Here is a 20,464-nt window from a genome sequence, read left to right as displayed (position 1 = left end):
CCCGCGGTGGGGACCTGCGTCGGGCGTCCGGCGCAGGCCCCCACCGCGGGCGGGCCTCAGGACTCCAGCTGCGCGTCCAGCGTGATGGTCGTGCCGGTCAGCGCCTTGCTCACGGGGCAGCCGACCTTGGCGCCGTCGGCGGCCTCGCGGAACCCGGCCTCGTCGATGCCGGGCACCTCGCCGCGGACCTTCAGCGCGATGCCGGAGATGTGGAAGCCGCCGGCCGGGTCGGGCTCGAGCGTGACGTCGGCCGTCACCTCGAGCGACTCCGGCGTGTGGCCCTTCTCGCCGAGCAGCGCCGAGAGCTGCATCGCGAAGCAGGACGAGTGCGCCGCGGCGATGAGCTCCTCGGGGCTCGTCGTGCCGCCGGCCTCGTCCGCGGCCCGCTTCGGGAACGACACGTCGTACGTGCCGACGCGGGAGCTGGACAGCTCGACCTGGCCGCTGCCCTCCTGCAGGGATCCGTTCCAGGCGGTGCGTGCGGTGCGCGTGGGCATGGGACTCCTCGGTGTACCGGGGTGTGCGGGGCGCCCGCCCTGCGGCCGGCGCCGCGGGACGCGCGGCGCGCGCCCCGCCACCCAACCTAGGAGCCGGCGGCCGGCCGCGCGAGGGGTCAGCGAGCCCGTTCGAGGTGCGCGGACACGACGTGCGACGGGGCGCCCGCCTCGCGCAGGGCCCACGCGGCACGCGCGTGCAGGGCGCGGCGCTCCTCCTGCTCCAGGCCCGCGTACAGCGCCGCACGCACCAGGTCGTGGCGGAAGACGAGCCGGTCGCCGCGCGCGTGCACCACCCCCGCCGCGAGCCCGTGGCGCAGCGTCCGCCAGCAGTCGGTGACGGGCTCGCCCGCGAGCGCGGCCAGGTCCCCGACGACGAAGGACGAGCCGAGCACCGACGCCCGGCCGAGCAGGGCCAGCACGTCCGGCCCGAGGTGCTCCACGTGGGCGCGCCCCACCTGGTCGAGGTCGTCGAGCCACCCGGTCCCGACCGCCTCGATCACGCCCTCGCGCTGCTCGAGCACGCCGCACGCCTGCGCGGTCCGCACGACCTCGACGACGAGGCGCGGGTTGCCGCCGGTCGTGGCGAGCACGCCGCGCAGCCGCGGCCCCACGCGGGCACCGAGCAGGGACTGCGCGAGCTCGACGGTCGCGGCGCTGCCGAGCGGGCGCAGCTCGAGGTAGCGGGCGCCGGCGCGGGTCCAGGCGGCCACGAGCGCGCCCAGCTCCGGGCGGTGCGGCACCGCGCGCGTGGTCATCACCGTGAGCGCGTGCGGCAGGGTGCCCTCGCCGGCGAGCTCCGCGAGCAGCCGCAGCGAGCACGCGTCCGCGAGGTGCAGGTCCTCGAGCACGAGCACCCACGGTCCGTGCTCCCCGTTGCGGCGCACGAGGGCCGCGAACAGCTCGTCGGCGCGGGCGTACCGGGCGGCGGCGTCCGCGCGGTCGGGCGGGAGCAGCCCGAGCAGGTCGGCGAGCTCGGCGACGACCGGCCCGTGGGCGTCGCCGGCGCCGGCGCCGCGTCCGTGCGCGGGCCCCAGCAGGGCGTCACCGAGCAGCGCGTACGGCGGCGCGGACGGGCCGACCGCCCGTCCGGTGCGGACCTCCAGGCCGAGCAGGTCGGCGGTCCGCTGCAGCGCCTCGACCAGGCGGGTGCGACCCACGCCCGGCTCCCCCTCGAGCAGGACGGTGACGCCCTCGCCGCTCGTCGCCCCGGCGAGCAGCGCGTCGAGGTCGTCGAGCTCGCCCGCCCGCCCGACCAGCGGCTCGTCCCGGCCGGGCGGGGAGGTCGCGCTCATAGGTGCGATCGTAGGACCGGCGCGCGACGACCTCCCTGCTCAGCCCACGTACTCCCAGTGCCACGGCTCCGGCTTGCTGCCACCGGCGCGCGCCCACTCGGGCAGCGTCCAGTCGTAGGCCGGGGCGTTCTCGCGCATCCACTGGTGCTCGGCGGTACCGAACGACTGCACGTCGCCGGCGACGTCCACCGCGATCCCCATGCCGTGGTTCGAGGTGCCGGGCCGGGCGCACAGCGAGCCCTTGTTCGCGCGGCACGCCACCTGCGCCGCGTAGGAGCGGTACGAGTCGGTGACGTCGAGGTGGTGCCCGAAGCGCGCCGTGAACGCGGCGTCGAGGGCCTCGAGGGCCTCGGCGGCGTCGCAGCGCAGGCGGACGGAGGAGTCGAAGCCGACGCCGCACAGCGCGGAGTCGGGCACGCGGCCGTTCGCGAACCCCTGGAGGGACGCCTTCCAGGCGGCGCGCTGCGCGGCCTTCTCGGCCTCGACGCGTGCGGCCTCGTCAGCGGCGGCCTGGGCGGCGGCCGCCGCGGCGGCGGCCTCCGCGCGCTTCTGGTCCGCGGACGCACGGGCGGCGTCGGCGGCGCGGGTCACGCGGTCGAGCGCCTCGCGCAGCGGTGCGGTCGCCGGGTCGCCGGAGTCGGGGACGGTGGTCGTCTCGCCGTCGGCGGCCTCGGCGGCCTCGGCGGCCTCGGGACCCTCGGGCTCGGCGGTCGGGGTCGCGTCGGCGGCCTCGGGGTCGGTCGGCAGCGCGCTCGGGTCGGCCGACGGGGCCGACGACGACCCGGGCGACGGCGTGGCCGCGCTCCCGCCGTCCTCGTCCGCCAGCGCGCTCTCCTCGCGGTCGACCGACGAGCGCGACGCGGCGCGCTCACGGTCGGGCAGCGCGTCCGTGGGCGTCAGCGGCGCGACGTCGACCTGGGTGATCGCGGCCTGCAGCTCGGCCGTGGCGGCGTCGAGCTCGGCGAGGACCTCGGGCGCCACGGCGGCCTGCTCGGCCTCGGCACGCACGGCGGAGGCCTGCTCGATCGCGTCGGACGCGACCTCGACGGCCTCGGACCGCAGCTGCTCGGTCCGGGCGAGGGCGGCGCGGTCCTCGGCGGGCTGGGCCTCGGGCTCGTCCTGGGCGCCGGCGAGCTGGCGCGCGGGGGGCTCCTCGGCGGTCGCGGTCACCACGACGGCGCCCGTGCTCAGCACGAGGCCCACGGCGACCGCGCCCTGCGCGAGGCGGGCGGGGAGGGGGGTGCTCCACCGGGTCGGGAGGCGGAGGGGGGTCGGCTGACGGCGCGGAGCGACATGCCTGCCGCCCGACCGACGCCGACGGCTCGGCAATCTGTCACTCACGCGCAACACGTTAGGTGAGTCGGACGGCTGTCCTAGGACCTTGAGCCCACATCGGGTGAAAAGATCGTGTGCACATCCTGTTACGCGACCGTCACACGGGCGCCGGGCACGGGGCACTACGCTTCCTCCCGTGCCCGACCTGGACGCGCCGTCGACTCCCCCGGCCCCGAGCCCGGACCGCGCGTCGTCGACCCCGCACGGCGACGGCGGCGGCCTCGACGACCTCTACGACATCGCCCGGCTCGCGCGGCGCCTCGACGTCGAGCACGCGACGATCCGCGTGTGGCTCTCGCGCAAGGTGCCGTGGCTGCCCCCGCCCGACGGCCGCCTCAACGGCGGCGCCGTGTGGCGCGCCACCACGCTGGAAGGGGTCGAGGAGCGCCGGTTCCGCCGCCGCCCCGGACGCAAGCCCCGGTTCAGCGCCGCCCCTGCGGCCGCCGACGTGCCCCGCACCGGCCCCATGACCGGTCAGATCCCCGTCGTCGAGCCCGCCGCACGGACCGCGGCGGTCGCCGCGGTCGCCGCCGTGACGGGCCAGGTCCCCGTCGTCGCGCCCGTCGCGGCCGTCACGGGTCAGATCCCGGTCGTCGCGCCCGTCGCCGCGGCGACCGGGCAGATCCCGGTGGTCCCGGTGGCCTCCGCGACCGGTCAGGTCCCCGTGGTGCGCAGGGGCCGGCACGCGGCCGGTCCCCCGACGCTCACCGGCCAGGTCCCGGTCGTGTCCCCGAAGGCCACGTGGCCGCACCCGGACGCGCCGCCCACCCCCTGACCGACCCCCGGCGCGCCGCCCGCGGACCGCGGACGTACGCTGCCGGGATGGCGCACCGGACGCCGCGTGCCGCCCCGGGGCCGGACGACGACGGCCGGCCCGCGCCGGCGCACGCGCCGGACGCCGTCACCGAGGCCCTGCGCTCGCTCGACCGCGCCGCCTTCCTGCCACCCGACCAGCGGCGGCACGCCCGCGAGGACCGCGCGCTGCCGCTCGGGCACGGCTCGACCGGGTCCCAGCCGAGCACGGTGGCCGCGATGCTGCGCCTGCTCGACGTCCCCGTCGGCGCGCACGTGCTCGACGTCGGCGCCGGGTCCGGGTGGACGACCGCCCTCCTCGCGCGCCTCGTGGGCCCCACGGGCGAGGTGCTCGGGCTCGAGCTCGAGCCGGCGGTCGCCGTGTGGGGTGCGGACAACGTCGCCGCGGCCGGCATGCCGTGGGCGCGCCTCGAGCCGGCGGCACCGGGCACGCTCGGCCGGCCCCGGCCCGGCGGCTGGGACCGCGTCCTCGTCTCGGCCGCCGCGTCCCGGCTCCCCGACGCCCTGGTCGAGCAGCTGGCGCCCGGGGGCGTCCTCGTGGTGCCCGTGCGGCACACCATGCACCGCGTCCGCCGGCGCCCGGACGGGCCGCCCGAGGTGTCGACGCACGGTTCGTACACGTTCGTCCCGCTGCGCTGAGGCGCGCCGCGGTCAGGTCGCTGCGGAACCCGGCGGACCCGACGGACCCGGACGCACCGTGGATTCCGACAGAGGGGTGACGAATCGCCTACCGGTGAGTAGCGTGCACGTGCCCGGGGGGATCTGTGACAGGGGCCATACCGGGTGATGACGCGGGGACGCCCGTCCTCCGCGTCCGCCGTGCCCAGCACCATCCGACACCCGGGATGAGCCCATGCCACGTCGCGCACTCGCCGGCATCGCTGCCGCGTCCGTCGTCCTCACCACCGCGCTGCTCGCCCCGGCGGCCAGCGCCGCCCCACCGCCGGACGAGCTGTCCGGCCTGCTCGTCACCGACCCCGCCGTCCCCGTCCCGCCCTCCGGCTCGGACGTGGAGGACGGCGTCGGCACCGCGCTCGCCGCCGCGGAGGGCACCGTCACGGCGTTCGTCGAGCTCGACACCCCCGCCGGCGTGGAGGTCGCCCAGGAGGGCGGCGCCCCGGCCGAGGTCCTCGCCGCCGCCGAGGCGACCGAGGCCAAGGCGTCCGAGGTCGTGCCGGCCGAGGCGGGCGAGGCCCGCACGCTCGCCGCCGAGCCGACCCGCATCGCCACCCTCACGAACCTGGTCTCCGGCGCGCTCGTCGTCGGCGACGCCGCGCAGCTGCGCACGCTGGCCGACCGGCCCGACGTCGTGTCCGTCCGCCTCGTCGCCGAGCGCACGCTGGACAACGCCGCGCAGGTCGAGTTCACCCGGGCCCTCGCGACGTGGCAGGACACGGGCGTGCTCGGCACCGACGTGACCGTCGGCATCGTCGACACCGGCATCGACTACACCCACGCCGACTTCGGCGGCCCCGGCACGGTCGAGGCGTACGAGGCCGCGTACGGCGTCGACGGCTCGGGCCCGATCCCGGAGGGCTCCTACGACCCCGAGAAGTTCCTCGGCGGCATCGACTTCGCGGGCGAGATCTACAACGCCGGCGGCGAGGGCGCCGAGCTGGTGCCGGTCCCCGACGAGAACCCCATCGACGTGCACGGGCACGGCACGCACGTCGCCGGCACGGCCGCCGGCTACGGCGTGACGCCCGACGGCACCACGTTCCGCGGCGACTACAGCGCCCTCGAGTCGGTCGCCGACTGGCCGGTCGGCCCCGGCACCGCGCCCGCCGCGCAGCTCTACGCGCTCAAGGTCTTCGGCGACGTCGCCGGCTCGACCAACCTCACCCCGCTCGCGTTCGACCACGCGGCCGACCCGAACGGCGACGGCGACTTCTCCGACCGTCTCGACGTGCTCAACCTCTCGCTCGGTGCCGCGGGTGCGCCCGCGGACGACCCGGAGTCGCTCCAGGTCGCCGAGCTGACGGCGCTCGGCACGGTCGTCGTGCTGTCCGCGGGCAACGAGGGCGACGTCGAGGACATCGGCGGCTCCCCCGGCAACGGCCCCGCCGGCCTGACGGTCGCCTGGTCGATCGGCAAGGACCTCGCGTTCGACGCCATGGAGGTCGTCGAGGCGTCCGACCCGGCGCTCGTCGGCCGGCACGCCGGTCAGAACTCGGTGAACTACACGGGTGAGGACGTCACGGCGCCCGTCGTGCACCTCGGCGACACCTTCGAGGGCTGCACGCCGTTCACGCCCGAGCAGGCCGCCGCGGTCGCGGGGAAGATCGCGTACCTGTGGTGGAACGACGACGACGCCACCCGCGCGTGCGGCTCCGGCGCCCGCTTCAACAACGCCGCGGCCGCCGGTGCGGTCGGCGTCCTGCTGCCCACCGAGGAGCGCATCTTCCCCGCGGGCATCGCCGGCAACGCCGCGATCCCCGGCTTCCAGATGACCGCGCCCACGACGGACGCCCTCCTGCCGGAGATCGAGGCGGGCACCCTCGTCGCGCGCATCGGCCCCTCGATGGCCCTGTCCGCGCGGCAGGACGTCGGCGCCGACACCCTCAGCGCGTCGTCCTCGCGCGGCGCCCACGGCTCGCTCGGCTGGGCCAAGCCCGACGTCGCCGCGCCGGGCCAGCAGATCGTGTCCGCCGGCGTCGGCTCCGGCAACGGCGGCGCGACGAGCAACGGCACGTCCATGGCGGCGCCGCACGTGGCCGGCATCGCCGCGCTCGTGAAGGAGGCCCGCCCGGGCTGGTCGGCCGCGCAGGTCAAGGCCGGGATCATGAACACCGCGACGCACGACGTGACGGTCGAGCCCGGCGGCGACCTCGCCTACGGCCCCGCCCGCGTCGGCTCCGGCCGGGTCGACGCCCTGTCGGCGGTCACCAACGACACGCTCCTGTACAACGCGGAGCGCCCGCAGCAGACGTCGGTGAGCTTCGGCGTCGTGCACCTGGCCGCCGAGCCGGTGACGGTCCGCAAGGCCGTCACCGTGCAGAACCTGGGCAGCACGGCCCGCACGTACGCGACGCAGGTCACCGAGAGCACCACGTCGGGCGAGGCGCGCATCACCGCGAGCCCCGCGTCGCTGCGCGTGCCCGCGGGCGGCACGGGGATCGTCACCCTGACGTTCACCGCCGACCCCGCGACGCTGGCGCGGGAGATCGACCCGACGCAGGAGGTCGAGCAGGTCGAGGGCCTCGCGCGCGAGTTCGTCTCGCAGGTGTCCGGCCGCCTCGTGCTCACGTCGGGCGACCAGGAGTGGCGTCTGCCCGTCCAGGCCGCGCCGCGGCCCACGACGGACCTCGAGGCCGCGCCGGTGCAGTTCGCCGACGCGGGCGCCGAGACGGCCGAGCTCGTGCTCAGCGGTCGCGACGTCGTCGCCGACGGCTGGTACGGCCTGGTGACGCCGCTCGTGCACGCCGCGGACAGCCCCCGCCTGGAGGCGCTGCCCGCGGGCGCGGAGACCTCGCCGTCCACGCTCGCCGCCGGTGACATCCGGCACGTGGGCTGGGCGTCGACCGCCCCGGCCGTCGAGGCCGACGGGGGCGACCCGACCGCCGACGGCTACCTCGGCGTCGGCATCGCGACGGACGCGGACTGGGCCGTGGTCGGCCACGCGCTGCAGCCCCGCGTGCTCGTCGACACCGACGGCGACGCCGAGCCCGACGTCGTGAGCATCGTGTCGAAGATCGCCGACGCGGACTACACGGTCGTCGAGACGTACGACCTCGCCAGCGGCGACCTGCTCGCCGGGCCGGAGCTCGCCTTCCCGTTCGCGGGCGAGGTCGAGGCCGGGGCGTTCGACAACAACGTCCTCACCGTCCCCGTGCCGCTCGCGGCCCTCGGGGTGGAGCCGGGCACGCAGGTCGGCGTGTGGGCCGCGATGTACAGCTCGTACGCGTTCCCCGCGGACGGCGTGGTCGACCAGGTCGGTCCGTTCACGGTCGACCCGTACGACCCGCCGCTGTGGTTCGAGTCGAACATCGGCGCGGAGTTCGTCTCCGCGGCGTTCGACGGCGCGACGGTCGACGTGCACAAGGGCCCCGGCGCCGACGACGCCCGGATCCTCGCGCTGCACCACCTCAACGCCCCCGGCGACCGGGCGCAGCTCGTCGACGTGACGGTGCCCGCACCGGTCGCGACGACGACGACGCTCGACGTCGAGGCCGCGGAGGCGGCCGGCGAGGAGACGGTGCTCACCGCGTCCGTCGAGCCCGCCGAGGCGACCGGCACCGTCCGGTTCCTCGACGGCGAGACGGTGCTCGGCGAGGCCGAGGTCGTGGACGGCACGGCGACGCTCACGACGACGGCGCTCGCGGCCGGCACGCACGCCCTGCGGGCCGAGTTCGTCCCCGCCGGCGGCGCGTACGAGGGCTCGACCTCGGACGTCGTGGAGGTCGAGATCGGGGCGTCCGCCTCGGCCACGACGCTCACGCTGTCGCCCACCTCGGTGCGGTACGGGTCGCCCGTCACCGCGACGGTCACCGTGACCGGCCGGAGCTGGGCGCCGTCCGGCACGGTCGAGATCCGCGAGGGCGACGAGGTGCTCGCCAGCGGTGAGCTCGCCGTCGAGGGCCTCGTCGGCACGGCCACGGTCGAGCTGCCGCGGGACCTCGCCGCCGGTCGCCACCGCCTCGTCGCGGTGTACGCCGGCAGCGCGGACGTCACCGCGTCGCAGGGTCGCGCCGAGCTCCGGGTGACGCGCGCGGCACCCCGCGTGACGCTCTCGGCCGACACGTGGGACGTGCCGCGCGGCAGCAAGCCGGAGGTGACCGTCACCGTCGGCGGCACGCAGGAGGGCGCCCCCGCCGGCACCGGCTCGGTCCGGGTACTGCTCGGGCTGCGGCTGCTCGGCGTCGTGCCGCTGACGGACGGGACCGCCACGGTCACGCTGCCGGCCCTGCGGCACACCAACGTCGTCACCGTGGTCTACGGCGGCGACGACGGCTACCTGCCGGGTGCGGCCGCGCAGGTGGTCCGCGTGCGCTGAGGACCGCACGACCCCACCGGGGGCCGGTGCCGCCACGGACGTCCGTCCGGGCGACACCGGCCCCCGGTGCGTCAAGGGACCTCCCGCCCGCGCCGATGGGACGTCATGGGCCTCTTCGACCGACGGACGCCGCCGCAGGGCCCCGTGCTGCCGACGCCGCACGGCCCCGCCGAGACGCCCCTGGCCGCCGAGGAGCCGGAGCACGACGACGCCGACCTGCCGGACGACGAGGACGACCTCGTCCTCACCCCCGTGTGGCCCGCCCGTCCCGGTGGCCCGCGGGACACGTCCGCGGCGGCGGACGACGAGCCGCTCGTGCCGCTCGTCCCGGCCAACCTCGCCCCCCGGGACGCCGCCCCCGAGCAGGCGGAGCCGGGCGACGGGCCGGAGCCGGGCGCCGCTGCGGAGCCGGGCGACGGCCCGGAGCCGGGCACCGCTGCGGAGCCGCACGACGGTCCGGCACCCGCCGACCTCGGCCACACCGTCGACGAGCTCAACCCGGCCGAGCGCATCTGGCTCGCGCAGCAGCGCGCCCTCGTGGCCGACCTGTGCGACGACCCCACGGACGGGGCGGCCGTCGCGGCGCTGTTCGACCGGGTGCGCACCCAGTGGGCGCAGGCCGCCGAGCGCCCGGACCACCGCCCGCTCGCCGACGCGTTCGGCGTCGCCCTCGGCGACCTCGTCGTGGCCCGTGCGCCCGCGATGCGCTGGGCCGCCGTGAGCGACCGGTTCGGCACCGAGATCGTCCTCGCGCACGGGCAGCCCGAGGTGCTCGTCTACCCGCTGGCGTCGGTCGCGCAGTACTGGGAGGACGCCCGGCCCGGCTGGTTCGCCGAGCAGGTGGAGCGGCTCGTCCAGACGGTGCGCAGCGCGCTGCCCGCCGCGGGCTGACCCCGTCCCGGGCGCACCCGGCCCGGGCGGCGCCGGGCGTCAGTGCGCGGCCGCGAGCGCGTCCACGACGCGCCGGACGCTCGACGCCAGGCCCCACCGCTGCGCGAGCTCCACGAGCGCGTCGGGGTCGGCGGGCGTCGCCGGCAGGCGGTCGTCGACGGCGGCGACAGGCGCGTCGGCGGCGACGCGCACGACCCGGGGCGCGACCGCCAGGTAGTCGGCCGCCTCGGTGAGGCGGCGCCGCTGCGTGGCCGTCAGCCCGGGGTCACCGGCGTCCCGGGCGGCGAGGACGGCCTCGAGCGTGCCGTACCGGTGGACGAGCGCGGCGGCCGTCTTCTCCCCGATGCCGGCGACGCCGGGCAGGCCGTCGCTCGTGTCGCCGCGCAGGGTCGCCATGTCCGCGTACGCGCGGCCGGTGGCCACGCCGTACCGCTCGCGCAGCTGGGCCTGGTCGACGACGAGCAGGTCCTTGATGCCCTTGACCGTGTACAGCACGCGGACCGGGACCTCGTCGTCGACGAGCTGGAACAGGTCGCGGTCGCCCGTCACGACGTCCACGGCGTCCCGCTCACCCGCGGGCCGGGCCGTCTCCCGCGCGACGAGCGTGCCGATGACGTCGTCCGCCTCGAACCCCGGCGCGCCGAGCCGCGGGACGCCGAGCGCGGCGAGCACCTCGACGATCACCGGCACCTGCGGCGAGAGGGTGTCCGGCACCTCCTCGACGCCGGTCGTGCCCGGCACCTCCTGCGCGACCCGGTGCGCCTTGTAGGAGGGGATGGCCTCGACGCGGAACGCGGGACGCCAGTCGTCGTCCCAGCACGCGACGAGGCGGGTGGGCCGCCGGTCCGTGACCAGGCGCGCGATCATGTCGAGCAGACCGCGGACGGCGTTGACCGGGGTGCCGTCGGGCGCCTTCACCGAGTCGGGCACGCCGAAGTACGCACGGAAGTACAGCGACGCGGTGTCGAGGAGCAGCAGTCGTCCGGCGGGCATGGGGCGAAGGCTATCGAGGCCCACCGACGGCGCCGCCCGCGGGGCGCCGCGGCGTGTGAGCGGGCCGGCCGGCGCCCCTCCGACGCCGGCCGGCCCGGACCGGGTGCGGGCCCTCCCCCGCCCCCGGGTGGCCGCCGCGGCTGCGGCGGCCGGCCGTGCCCGGTCAGCCGACCGGGCTCAGGTCCAGCTGCTCCTCGGCCACCGCGACGACGCTCCAGGTCTGGTCGTCGGCGTCGGTGAGCTCCCACGCCGGCACGAGCACCGCGGCGCCGTCGGGCGCGGTCAGCAGCGTGACGCCGAGGCGGGCGTCGACGAGCGTCACGCGCTGCACCGGCCAGGCGATGGGCGAGCCGGGCGCCGGGACCGGCGGGACGGTCGGCTCGGTGCGCTCGGGCTCGACGGGCATGATCCCGACGGCGCTCTCGGCGGCGCCGGCCGCGCGCGCCAGGGGCATCACGCCGCCGAAGGACGCGCCGAACCGCGTGTCGTTGAGCCGGTCCACCGCCTCCGCCGCGCTGACCACGTCGTACGTGCCGAGCTCGACGAGGGACGCGAGCGGCCCCGACGCCGACTGCACGCCGTCGCCCACGAGCCCGACCGACCACGCCGCACCGGTCTGCGTGCCGTCGACGACCTGCGCGGCCTGCACCTGCACGAGCCCGGGCAGCCCCGAGTCCTCCAGGACCGTGAGCTCGTAGCCGGAGACGTCCACACCGACCCGCTCGACGAGCGCCCGGGCCGCCGCGACGGCCGCGTCCCCGGTCGGCGTCGACCCGGCGTCGCACACGCTGGGATCCGCCGGCTCGGGCGCGGCCGCCTCGGGCGCCGCCGGGGCGGGCACCGACGGCGCGAGGCCCGGCTCGACGGCCGGCTCGGGCGTGCCGACGGCCGCGGAGCCGTCCGACGTGGTGCCGTCCGACGTGCCGGCGTCCGGGGCTGCGCCGCACATCCCGGGGTCGCGCGTCGGGTCGTGGAACCAGACGTTCCCCAGGCCGTCGCCGGACACGGTCACGGTCGGGGCCGTCCCGTCGTTGGGGCCGACCACCCACTGCCCCCACTCCGCGCGCGGCTCGCCGGACACCCCGAACGCCTCCGCGACGCGGCGGGCTGCGTCGGCGGTCGCGACCGCCGTCGCGTCGTACGCCCACGCGCGCGCCTCGCCCGCCTCCGTCGGCAGCCCCTCGCCGGAGAACGTCGTCCGCCCGCCGAAGCCGGGCGCGATCATGCTGCGCGCGTCCGTCGCGGCCCCGACCGCCGGCGTCCCGGCCTCCGTGAGGGCGTCCGCCTGCTGCAGCGCGATCGCCGGCGCGGCCGGGTCGTCCGACGCCGTCGCGCCGAGGGCGTAGCCGCCCCCGCCGAGCAGCAGCGCGCCCGTCCCGACGGCCGCGACCTGCAGCCAGCGCGCCGGGCGGCGGCGCCGGTCGCGGGCGGCGGCGAGCTCGTCGGTCCCGGTCGCGGGCGTGCCGGACCCGGCCGCGAGCGGGACGCCCGTCGCGTCCGACAGGCGCGCCGTCAGGCGGGGCAGGTCGGGCGCGGCATCGGCGGCGGGGTCGGCCGCGCGCACCCGGGCCACGGCGGCGTCCTCCGCCGCGGCGGGGCCGTCGTCGCGCGTGCCGGCGTCGGGTGCGGTGCCGGCAGCGGGGTCGGCAGCGGGGTCGGCCGCACGGCGCGGGTCGCCGGTCGGGTCGCCCGTGGCCGCGTCGTGCCGGGGGTCGCGGGGGTCGTCCATGGTGTCCTCCTCGGGACGGTGCGGCGGTCGCGGCCGACCGGCCGGCGACGCTCTCCTGCCCCGTCTGTGTCGTCGTGCCCGCAGGACTTGCAGCGGGCGGCGGGTCCGTCAGGCGTCGACGGCGGCGAAGGCGGCGCGCAGCCGCGAGCGGGCGCGGGACAGGGCGGCGTCGGCACCGCCGCGCCCCGTGCCCAGCACCGTCGCGAGCGCCTCGCCGGTCAGCCCCTCCCAGGCGTGCAGGAGCAGGACCTCCCGGTCCCGCGGCGACAGCCCGGCGAGCACGGTGCGCACGGTCTCGTCGCGGACCGCGAGCAGGGCCGGGTCGTCCGCGTCGGGGGTGTCGGGGACGTCCGCGACGGGCACGGGACGTCCCTTGCGCCGGTGGTTCGCCACGACGAACGCCGCCGTCCGGTACAGCCACGGCAGCTCGGCGCCGTCCGGCACGTCGTCCCGCCGCCGCCACGCGACGGTCAGGACGTCCGCGGTCAGGTCCTCCGCCTCGCCGCCACCGGCGCGCCGCGCCACGTAGCGGTGCACGGCCGTGGCGTGCTCGCGCACGAGCGCCTCGTACCAGGCGGCGTCGTGCGCGGGAGCGGGCACGCCGGCGGCGGGCCCGGCGGCGGGCCCGGCGCCACGGCCCGGCCCGTCGGCGACGACGTCGAGGTGCGGAGGGTGCGACGGCACTGCGGCTCCCGGCGGGTCTGGTCGGCGCGGACGGCGGACGGCACGCGTGCGCGCGACGCCCTCACCCCCTGGTGTCGCAGGGTCCGCCGATCTTGCACGGACCCGCCGACGTCCCGCCGGCCGGGCGCGTCAGAGCCCGTCGGCCACCACGGCGGTCGCCCGCAGCCAGGCGTCCCGCGTCGAGGGACGCAGCGCCGAGTGCCGGATCGGGCCGCCCGCGACGAGCGCGCGGTCGTGCGGCACCTCGACCACGGCGCGCGTGAGCGCCCCGAAGTGGGACCGCAGGCGCTGGCGCAGGTCCTTGTCGACCTTCGGCTCGGGGAACGACAGGATCGTCACCGCCTGCCGCACGAGCTCCTCGTGACCGGTCGCCCGCAGCGCGTCCAGCGCCCACGCGGCCGACTGCGCCGTGTCCTCACGGAGCGTGGAGACGACGACGAGCTGGTCGGCCGTGTCGACCGCGGCACGCCAGTTGGAGGCGCGCATGTTGTTGCCCGTGTCGACGACGAGCACGCGGTAGAACTGCGCGAGCACCGAGTGCAGCGAGCGGAACGACTGCGCGTCCACGCTCGACACCGAGGCGGCGTTCTCGTCGGACGCGAGCACGTCGAACTGCTCGTCCTGCTGGGTGCGCACGTACGAGTCCAGGTCGCCGATCCGCAGCGTGCCGCGGCCGGTCAGGTCGGGCAGCGCGTGCAGCAGGTCGACGGCCGTGCGGGTGTGGTCGGCGTGCGAGGACCGCCAGCCGAGGGTGCCGCGCGTCTCGTTGTTGTCCCACGCGAGGGTGTACCCGCCGCGGTGCAGGCCGAACGTGGCGGCGAGCAGCATCGTGGCGGTGGTCTTGTGGGCGCCGCCCTTCGGGTTGACCACGACCACCGTGCGAGGGCCGTCGAACGTGCGGCGCACCGCCTCGACCTGGGAGCGGCGCAGGCGCTCGGCGCGTCCCGGCGCGGGCGCGACCGCACCGAACGTCAGCCTGCGCACCGTGCGCTGCCAGCCCTGCTCGGCCGGGCCGCTGTGCGCGGGGTGCCGCGCGGCGAGGAGGTCGTCCAGCGTGGGCAGCGAGGCGCCGCCCACGGCGGGCGTCGACCCGGTCGCCGGGCCGCCGCGGCGCGTGCCGACCGCGGGCGTGGCGCCCGTCGCCGGTCCGCCCCGGCGGGTCGCGGGAGCCGCGGGCTCGGCGGTCGCGGTGGTCGTCGGGGCGTCCGTTGCGGCCGTCGTCGCGGACGCCGGCACGGGGGCCGGCGTGCCGGGGGCGGGCACCGGCGCCGGGGCGGCCGGCGCGCCGTCGACGGCGGGCACCGCACCGCTGAGCGGCGCCGCCTCGTCCGCGTCGCTCTCCGGCGCCTCGTCGACGCGCCCGTCGGGGTGGATGAGCAGCGCCCACAGCCCGTCGGGGTCGCGCACCTCGACGGGCAGGGCCCGTCCCGCCTCCTGCGCGAGGGCCGCGATGCGCGACGTCATCTGCGCGCCCGCCTCCGCGAGGTCGGCGGCGGCGATGCGCTCGAGCACCCCGTCGACCGAGATCTCCCCGGTGCCGTCCTCGCGCACCTCGGCGACGATGTGGGGCAGCGCCCCGGTCGTCGTGGTCTCGCGCGTCGCCACGTCGCCGCCGCTGTCCGTCATCGGTCCCCTCCGTCCGCCGGCCCACGGCGCCCCGCAGGTGGCGCGCCGGGGTCCGTCCGCCCTGAAATCCTGGACGAACGTATCCCTCCTGCGCCATGTGCGCACAACGGGCAGCGCGGGGGCCCGGGCGGAGGCCCGGGGACGTCAGGCGTCGGTGTCGACCTCGAACCAGACCGTGGTGCCGCCGTCGGGCTGGCGCGCGGAGCCCCACGCCGTCGACAGCGCCTCGACCAGCGCCATGCCGCGACCGCTCGGGGCCGTCGGCTCCGGGTGGCGCACGCGCGGCGTGCCGCCGCCGCGGTCGGTCACCGCCACGCGCACGAGCGGGCCGTCGACGCGCACGGCGACGTGCACCGGCTCGCCCGCGGGGCCGTGCACGACGGCGTTCGAGACGAGCTCGCCCGCGAGCAGCTCGATGACCTGGTTCGCCGCGCCGCCGACGCCCACCCCGGCGACCGACCGCATCACCCAGTGCCGCGCCTGACGGGAGGCGCTGCGCTCGGCGATCACGACCAGCTCGTCGTCGAGGAGGGGTGGCGGCGCACCACGGCGCCGGCCGCTGCGGAGGTCCCGGACGTCACCCACGCCCCCCAGGGTGCCCGAGAGACGGCCGTCGCGCCGGTCGGCCCGCGTGCCGGACACCCGTCCGGCACACGCGTCCGGCACCGTTCCCGGCGCCGAGCCCGTCGCCGCCACCGGTGCCGCCGCAGGTCAGGTCGTGGTCCGGGCCGGCGGCACCCAGCCCTGCGCCGGCATGCAGATCCACAGCACGGCGTAGATGAGGAACGGGCTGCCGGGCAGCACGAGCAGCAGCAGGAGCACGAGGCGCACCAGCCAGGCGTCGACACCGGCCCGCGCCGCCACGCCCGCGCAGACCCCCGCGAGCAGCCGTCCGGCGTAGGGCCGCACCAGCCCGGCGCGTGCGAACGCGCCGCGGATCCCGTCCATCGAGGTCCTCCGTCCCGGTGCGGACCGTCCGCACCCGTCACCCGAGCCTGGCGCGCGGCGCGCCGCGCCGCCTCCGGGACGGACCCGGACCCGACCCCGAACCGACCGTCGTCCCCGTCGGGGTCGCCCGACGGGCCCGGTCCCGTCCGACCTCCCGGTCCTGAGGTACCTCAGACGCCGCACCGGCCGCCTCAGACCCGCCTGCCCCTCACCCCGCGCCCGCGGACCGGTCGACCGCCCGATGCGGTGCCGTGCGCCTCACGAGCACCGTCGGTGCCGTGGCCGCACGGCCCGCGGGGGACGACGAAGGAGTGCGACATGAACAGCATGACGTGGGGACCGGCGCTCGACGCCGAGCTCGCCTACCGGCGCGAGCGCGTGCGCGAGGCGTTCTCCGGCCGGCCGGCCGGCGGCACGGGGGTGCGCCGTGCCCGGCGCGCCGCCGTCCGACGCGGCGCCGACCGTGCCGCACGGCGTCGGTGGGTGCTGCCAGGATCGGGGGCATGGCACGTGGCCCGATGAGCACCCCGTTCGTCGCGCGCGCGGACCAGGTCGCCCGCCTGACCGAGGCCCTGGACCGTGCGCGCGCCGGGGCGCCCGCGCTCGTGCTGCTGGGAGCGGACGCCGGCGTCGGCAAGACCCGGCTGGTGCGCGAGGTCGCGGCGCGGGCCGAGGCCGGCGGCGCCCGGGTCGCCCTCGGACACTGCGTGGACCTCGGCGAGATCGGGCTGCCGTACCTGCCGTTCGCGGAGGCCCTGGGCGCGCTGCACGCGCTCGACCCGGACGCCGTGGGGGCGGTCGTCGCGGCCCGGCCGGCGCTGGGACGGCTCGCCGGCACCGGGGCCGGCGGGGCGTCCGGCGACGGCGTGGCGGACCGTCTCCAGCTCTTCGAGGGCGTCGCGGAGGCGCTCGCCGCCTGCGCGACGCCCGCGCACCCGCTGCTGCTCGTGCTGGAGGACCTGCACTGGGCCGACGCGTCGAGCCGTGACCTGCTGCGCTTCCTCGTCTCGCGGCTGACCAACCAGCACCTGCTCGTCGTCGCGACGTACCGCACGGACGACCTGCACCGGCGCCACCCGTGGCGGTCGGTCGCGGCCGAGCTCGCGCGGCACCCGCGCACCGAGCACCTGCCGCTCGAGCCGTTCACGGAGGACGAGCTGCGCCTGTTCACCGCGGCGGTCGCGGGCGCGCCCCTGCCCGACCCGCTGCTGCGCCGCGTCCGCGAGCGCGCCGAGGGCAACGCGTACTTCACGGAGGAGCTGCTGGAGGCGGGCGCGGACGGCGACGAGCTGCCGTGGTCGCTCGGCGACGTGCTGCGCACCCGCGTCGAGCAGCTCGAGGCGGCGCCGCTTCGGCTCGTGCAGCTCGCGTCGGCGGCCGGGCGGCGGGTGGACGAGCCGCTGCTGCGGGCCGCGGCGCGCGCCGACGACGACCCGGTCCTGCGCGAGCCCGGCGCCGTGGACCGTGCGCTGCGGGAGGCGGTCGCGCAGCACGTGCTCGTCGTCGAGGACGGGCGCATCGCGTTCCGGCACGCGCTGCTGGCCGAGGCGGTCTACACGGACCTGCTGCCGGGCGAGCTCAGCGGCGTGCACCGCGCCTACCTGCGGGCGCTCGACGCCGACCCGCAGCTGGGGACGGCGGCGCAGCGGGCCGCGCACGCGGTCCGCGCACCCGACCTGCCGGTGGCGCTGCGCGCGTCGTGGGACGCCGCCGTGCAGGCGCACCGCGTGCTCGCCCCGACGGAGGAGCTGCGCCACTTCGAGGTCGTCCTGCGGCTGTGGGAGGCGGTCCCCGAGGAGGCCGCGCGGCTGCCCGAGCGCCACGTGGGCGTGCTGCTGCGGGCCGCCGGCGCGGCGAGCCGGGCGGGCGCGGCGGACCGTGCCGTGCAGCTCGCCCGGTCCGCGCTGGACGACCCGGGCACGCCGCCGGACGAGGTGCCGGTCGTGCGCACCGCGCTGGCCCGGCACCTGCTCGGGGTGGACGACGTGCCCGCGGCCCTCGCGGAGGCGACGCGGGCGGTGGCGGAGCTGCCGGACACGCCCACGCCGGCGCGGGCGTGGGCGCTGGCGACGTACGCGCGCGCCGCGGTGAACGCCGGCCGGGAGGACGAGGCGGAGCAGCTCGCCGCCCGCGCGGTCGAGGTCGCGCGCGCGGTGGACGACGCGGCCGCCGAGTCGGACGCGCTGGCGACCCTCGCGGTCGCGGAACGGCTCGACCACGCGCACTCCACCGGTCTGCTGACGGAGGCGCTGGAACGGGCCGTCGCCGCCGCGGACCGGGCCACGGAGCTGCGCATCCGCTACAACCTCGCCTCGGCGCACTACGACGTGGGCGACCTGGAGGCCGCCGCGGCGGCGTCCGCCGAGGGGGTCGCGCGGGCCCGCGCGCTCGGCATGACGTGGGCGCCGCACGGCATGGAGCTGCACGCGCTCGACGCGACGGTGCGCTTCGCGCGCGGGGACCTCGCACCGCCGGCGGCCACCCCGGCGGGCGGCGGCGACGTGCCGGGGCTCGCCGCCGCGCTCGTCGGGGCGGCGCAGCTGTGGGCGGCGGTCGCGCGCGGTGACGACGGGACGGTGGCGTGGGCCGCGGCGCTGGAGCCGTGGTGGGACCGCGACGCGCTCGTCGCGCTGCTCGCGGGCGGGAACGCGGTGGACGCGCTGACGTGGCAGGGCCGGCCGGCCGAGGCGCGGGCGCTGCTCGACCGCGTCGACGCGCACATGCGCTCGGTGTGGCCCGAGATGTACACGGGCGGGATCCGGATGATGGCGCTCGCACTCGCCGCCGTCGCGGACGAGGCCGCGACCCTCCGGCTCACCGGCGGCGACGTGACCGCGCTGCTCGCCGACGCGGACGCGCGGCTCGAGCGGGCCGAGCGCACGGCGCAGGGGCGCCGGCCGCGCTCGGGCGGCATCGGGCCCGAGGGGCGGGCGTGGCTGGCCCGGGTGCGCGCCGAGCACGCACGCGCGCACGGCAGGGCGGACCCCGACGCGTGGGCGGTCGCGGTCGAGGAGTTCGGGTACGGGCACGTGTACGAGCAGGCGCGGTCGCGGTGGCGCTGGGCGGAGGCGCTGCTGGCCGCGGGCGACCGCGCGGGCGCGTCGGAGCAGGCGTCGGTCGCGCTCGCGGAGGCGGAGCGGATGGGGGCGGTGCCGCTGGCCTCGGCCGTCCGCGACCTCGTGCGCCGCGGCCGGCTCGACGTCGACGGCGTGCGCGCCCCCACGACCGACGTGCTGACCGCACGGGAGGCGGAGGTGCTGGCGCTCGTCGCGCAGGGGCTGTCGAACCGGCAGATCGGCGAGCGGCTGTTCATCTCGGGCAAGACCGTGTCGGTGCACGTGTCGAACCTGCTGGCCAAGCTCGGGGCGTCCGGCCGCGCCGAGGCGGTCGCCGTCGCGCACCGCCGGGGCCTGCTCACGGCGGTGCCGTGAGGCCGGCCGCAGGGCTGCGACCTGCCGCGACGTCGCTGATGTCGGCGTCCGGCCCTACGGTGTGACCCATGGCACAGAAGGCACCCGCGGTCGAGCTGGAGGTGGACGGGCGGACCGTCCGCGTGACGAGCCCGGACCGGGTGGTCTTCCCGGCGCGCGGGCTGACGAAGCTCGACGTCGTGCAGTACTTCGTCGCCGTCGGCGACGGCATCCTCGGCGCGCTGCTGCACCGCCCGACGACGCTGGAGCGGTGGCCGAAGGGCGTCTTCGAGGGCGCCCGCATGTCGACGCGGCAGGACAACAGCGGCGACGCGTTCTACCAGAAGCGGGTGCCGCAGGGTGCGCCGGACTACGTCGAGACGGCGCGCATCGCCTTCCCCAGCGGGCGCACGGCCGACGAGGTCGCGCCCACCGAGCTCGCGGTCGTCGCGTGGGCGGCGAACATGGGCACGCTGACCTTCCACCCGTGGCCGGTCGTCCGCGACGACGTCGACCGGCCCGACCAGGTGCGCATCGACCTCGACCCGCAGCCGGGCACGGACTTCGACGACGCCGCACGCGTCGCGCCGCACGTGCGCGAGCTCCTCGCCGAGCACGGCCTGGAGGGCGTGCCGAAGACGTCGGGCGGCCGCGGCATCCACGTCTTCGTGCCGATCGAGCCCGAGTGGTCGTTCACGGACGCCCGCCGCGCCACGATCGCGTTCGGCCGCGAGCTCGAACGGCGCCTGCCCGACGAGGTGACGATGAAGTGGTGGAAGGAGGAGCGGGGGCAGAAGATCTTCGTCGACTACAACCAGATGGCCCGCGACCGCACCATCGCCTCCGCGTACTCGATCCGCTCGAACGTCCGCGCGACCGTGTCCGCGCCGCTGCGCTGGGACGAGATCGGGGACGTGCACCCCGACGACTTCGACGTGCTGACGATGCCGCAGCGGTTCGCGGAGGCGGGCGACCTGTTCGCGCCGCTCGTCGCGCACGCGTCCCCGCGGTACCGGCTCGACTCGCTGCTCGAGCTCGCCGACCGGCAGGAGCGCGACGAGGGCCACGGCGACCTGCCGTACCCGCCGGAGTACCCGAAGATGCCCGGTGAGCCGAAGCGCGTGCAGCCGAGCAAGGACCGCGACCGCCCGCGCTGACCCAATCGCCGCCTGCATGCACCGCCTTCTCAGAGAGGGTGGTGGTGTCGTCGACCGGCCCGCACGCGGCCGCACTGGTCCCCCCTCCCCCCGGCG

At 77.9% G+C, this 20,464-nt stretch carries 16 protein-coding genes; 7 read left to right on the top strand and 9 right to left on the bottom strand.

Annotated features, from left to right (window positions below):
- Positions 1–56: 56 nt before the first annotated feature.
- The 3 genes from FB586_RS05895 to FB586_RS05885 form a co-directional block, all read right to left on the bottom strand.
- Complete coding sequence (locus FB586_RS05895) at positions 57–497, bottom strand: OsmC family protein (protein ID WP_136518420.1); 441 nt, start codon at positions 495–497, stop codon at positions 57–59.
- 116 nt (positions 498–613) lie between these two features.
- Positions 614–1,789: an ATP-binding protein gene (locus FB586_RS05890; protein ID WP_136518419.1), complete on the bottom strand. Its 1,176-nt coding sequence runs from the start codon at positions 1,787–1,789 to the stop codon at positions 614–616.
- Between the two features lie 39 nt (positions 1,790–1,828).
- Positions 1,829–2,983 (bottom strand): M15 family metallopeptidase, encoded by a 1,155-nt coding sequence (locus FB586_RS05885; RefSeq protein ID WP_136518418.1) that lies wholly within the window; start codon positions 2,981–2,983, stop codon positions 1,829–1,831.
- Positions 2,984–3,260: 277 nt separating this feature from the next.
- On the opposite strand from FB586_RS05885, the gene FB586_RS05880 reads away from it, so the two are divergent.
- The 4 genes from FB586_RS05880 to FB586_RS05865 all read left to right on the top strand — a co-directional run bounded on the left by FB586_RS05880 (position 3,261) and on the right by FB586_RS05865 (position 9,821).
- Positions 3,261–3,899 carry a hypothetical protein gene (locus FB586_RS05880; protein WP_136518417.1) on the top strand — a complete coding sequence of 213 codons (639 nt, stop codon included), beginning with the start codon at positions 3,261–3,263 and terminating at the stop codon, positions 3,897–3,899.
- A 47-nt stretch (positions 3,900–3,946) separates the two neighbouring features.
- The gene (locus FB586_RS05875; RefSeq protein WP_136518416.1) at positions 3,947–4,576 is read left to right on the top strand and encodes a protein-L-isoaspartate O-methyltransferase family protein; all 630 of its coding nucleotides are present in this window, start codon (positions 3,947–3,949) and stop codon (positions 4,574–4,576) included.
- A gap of 214 nt (positions 4,577–4,790) precedes the next feature.
- Complete coding sequence (locus tag FB586_RS05870; RefSeq protein WP_136518415.1) at positions 4,791–8,930, top strand: S8 family serine peptidase; 4,140 nt, start codon at positions 4,791–4,793, stop codon at positions 8,928–8,930.
- Positions 8,931–9,035: 105 nt separating this feature from the next.
- On the top strand, positions 9,036–9,821 hold the full coding sequence (locus tag FB586_RS05865) for a DUF3806 domain-containing protein (RefSeq protein ID WP_136518414.1): 786 nt from the start codon (positions 9,036–9,038) through the stop codon (positions 9,819–9,821).
- A 39-nt stretch (positions 9,822–9,860) separates the two neighbouring features.
- Here the strand turns inward: FB586_RS05865 and FB586_RS05860 are convergent, their stop codons facing one another.
- From FB586_RS05860 to FB586_RS05835, 6 genes are all read right to left on the bottom strand, one after another.
- Complete coding sequence (locus FB586_RS05860; protein ID WP_136518413.1) at positions 9,861–10,814, bottom strand: 5'-3' exonuclease; 954 nt, start codon at positions 10,812–10,814, stop codon at positions 9,861–9,863.
- Positions 10,815–10,977: 163 nt separating this feature from the next.
- The gene (locus FB586_RS05855) at positions 10,978–12,543 is read right to left on the bottom strand and encodes a hypothetical protein (protein ID WP_136518412.1); all 1,566 of its coding nucleotides are present in this window, start codon (positions 12,541–12,543) and stop codon (positions 10,978–10,980) included.
- A 108-nt stretch (positions 12,544–12,651) separates the two neighbouring features.
- Positions 12,652–13,227 (bottom strand): RNA polymerase sigma factor, encoded by a 576-nt coding sequence (locus FB586_RS05850; protein WP_222928301.1) that lies wholly within the window; start codon positions 13,225–13,227, stop codon positions 12,652–12,654.
- A 129-nt stretch (positions 13,228–13,356) separates the two neighbouring features.
- Positions 13,357–14,853, bottom strand: coding sequence for a MinD/ParA family ATP-binding protein (locus FB586_RS05845; RefSeq protein WP_136518411.1), 1,497 nt, complete (start codon positions 14,851–14,853; stop codon positions 13,357–13,359).
- A 144-nt stretch (positions 14,854–14,997) separates the two neighbouring features.
- A complete protein-coding gene (locus FB586_RS05840) occupies positions 14,998–15,438 on the bottom strand; it encodes an ATP-binding protein (protein WP_246036550.1) in 441 nt (146 codons plus the stop codon).
- A gap of 126 nt (positions 15,439–15,564) precedes the next feature.
- Positions 15,565–15,801, bottom strand: coding sequence for a PspC domain-containing protein (locus tag FB586_RS05835; RefSeq protein WP_136518410.1), 237 nt, complete (start codon positions 15,799–15,801; stop codon positions 15,565–15,567).
- Positions 15,802–16,119: 318 nt separating this feature from the next.
- Here FB586_RS05835 and FB586_RS05830 point away from each other — a divergent pair, with 318 nt between their 5' ends.
- From FB586_RS05830 to ligD, 3 genes are all read left to right on the top strand, one after another.
- Positions 16,120–16,323, top strand: coding sequence for a hypothetical protein (locus tag FB586_RS05830; RefSeq protein ID WP_136518409.1), 204 nt, complete (start codon positions 16,120–16,122; stop codon positions 16,321–16,323).
- A complete protein-coding gene (locus FB586_RS05825; RefSeq protein WP_136518408.1) occupies positions 16,320–19,232 on the top strand; it encodes a helix-turn-helix transcriptional regulator in 2,913 nt (970 codons plus the stop codon). Before FB586_RS05830 ends, FB586_RS05825 begins: the two co-directional genes overlap by 4 nt.
- A gap of 68 nt (positions 19,233–19,300) precedes the next feature.
- Entirely contained in the window at positions 19,301–20,368 is a 1,068-nt protein-coding gene (gene ligD, locus FB586_RS05820) for a non-homologous end-joining DNA ligase (RefSeq protein WP_136518407.1), read from the top strand.
- The last annotated feature ends 96 nt before the right edge of the window (positions 20,369–20,464 follow it).

The sequence above is a fragment of the Cellulomonas telluris genome, from assembly GCF_004886325.1.
In the GTDB taxonomy this organism is placed as follows: Bacteria; Actinomycetota; Actinomycetes; order Actinomycetales; family Cellulomonadaceae; genus Cellulomonas; species Cellulomonas telluris.
This window is presented reverse-complemented; position numbering and strand designations above follow the sequence as displayed.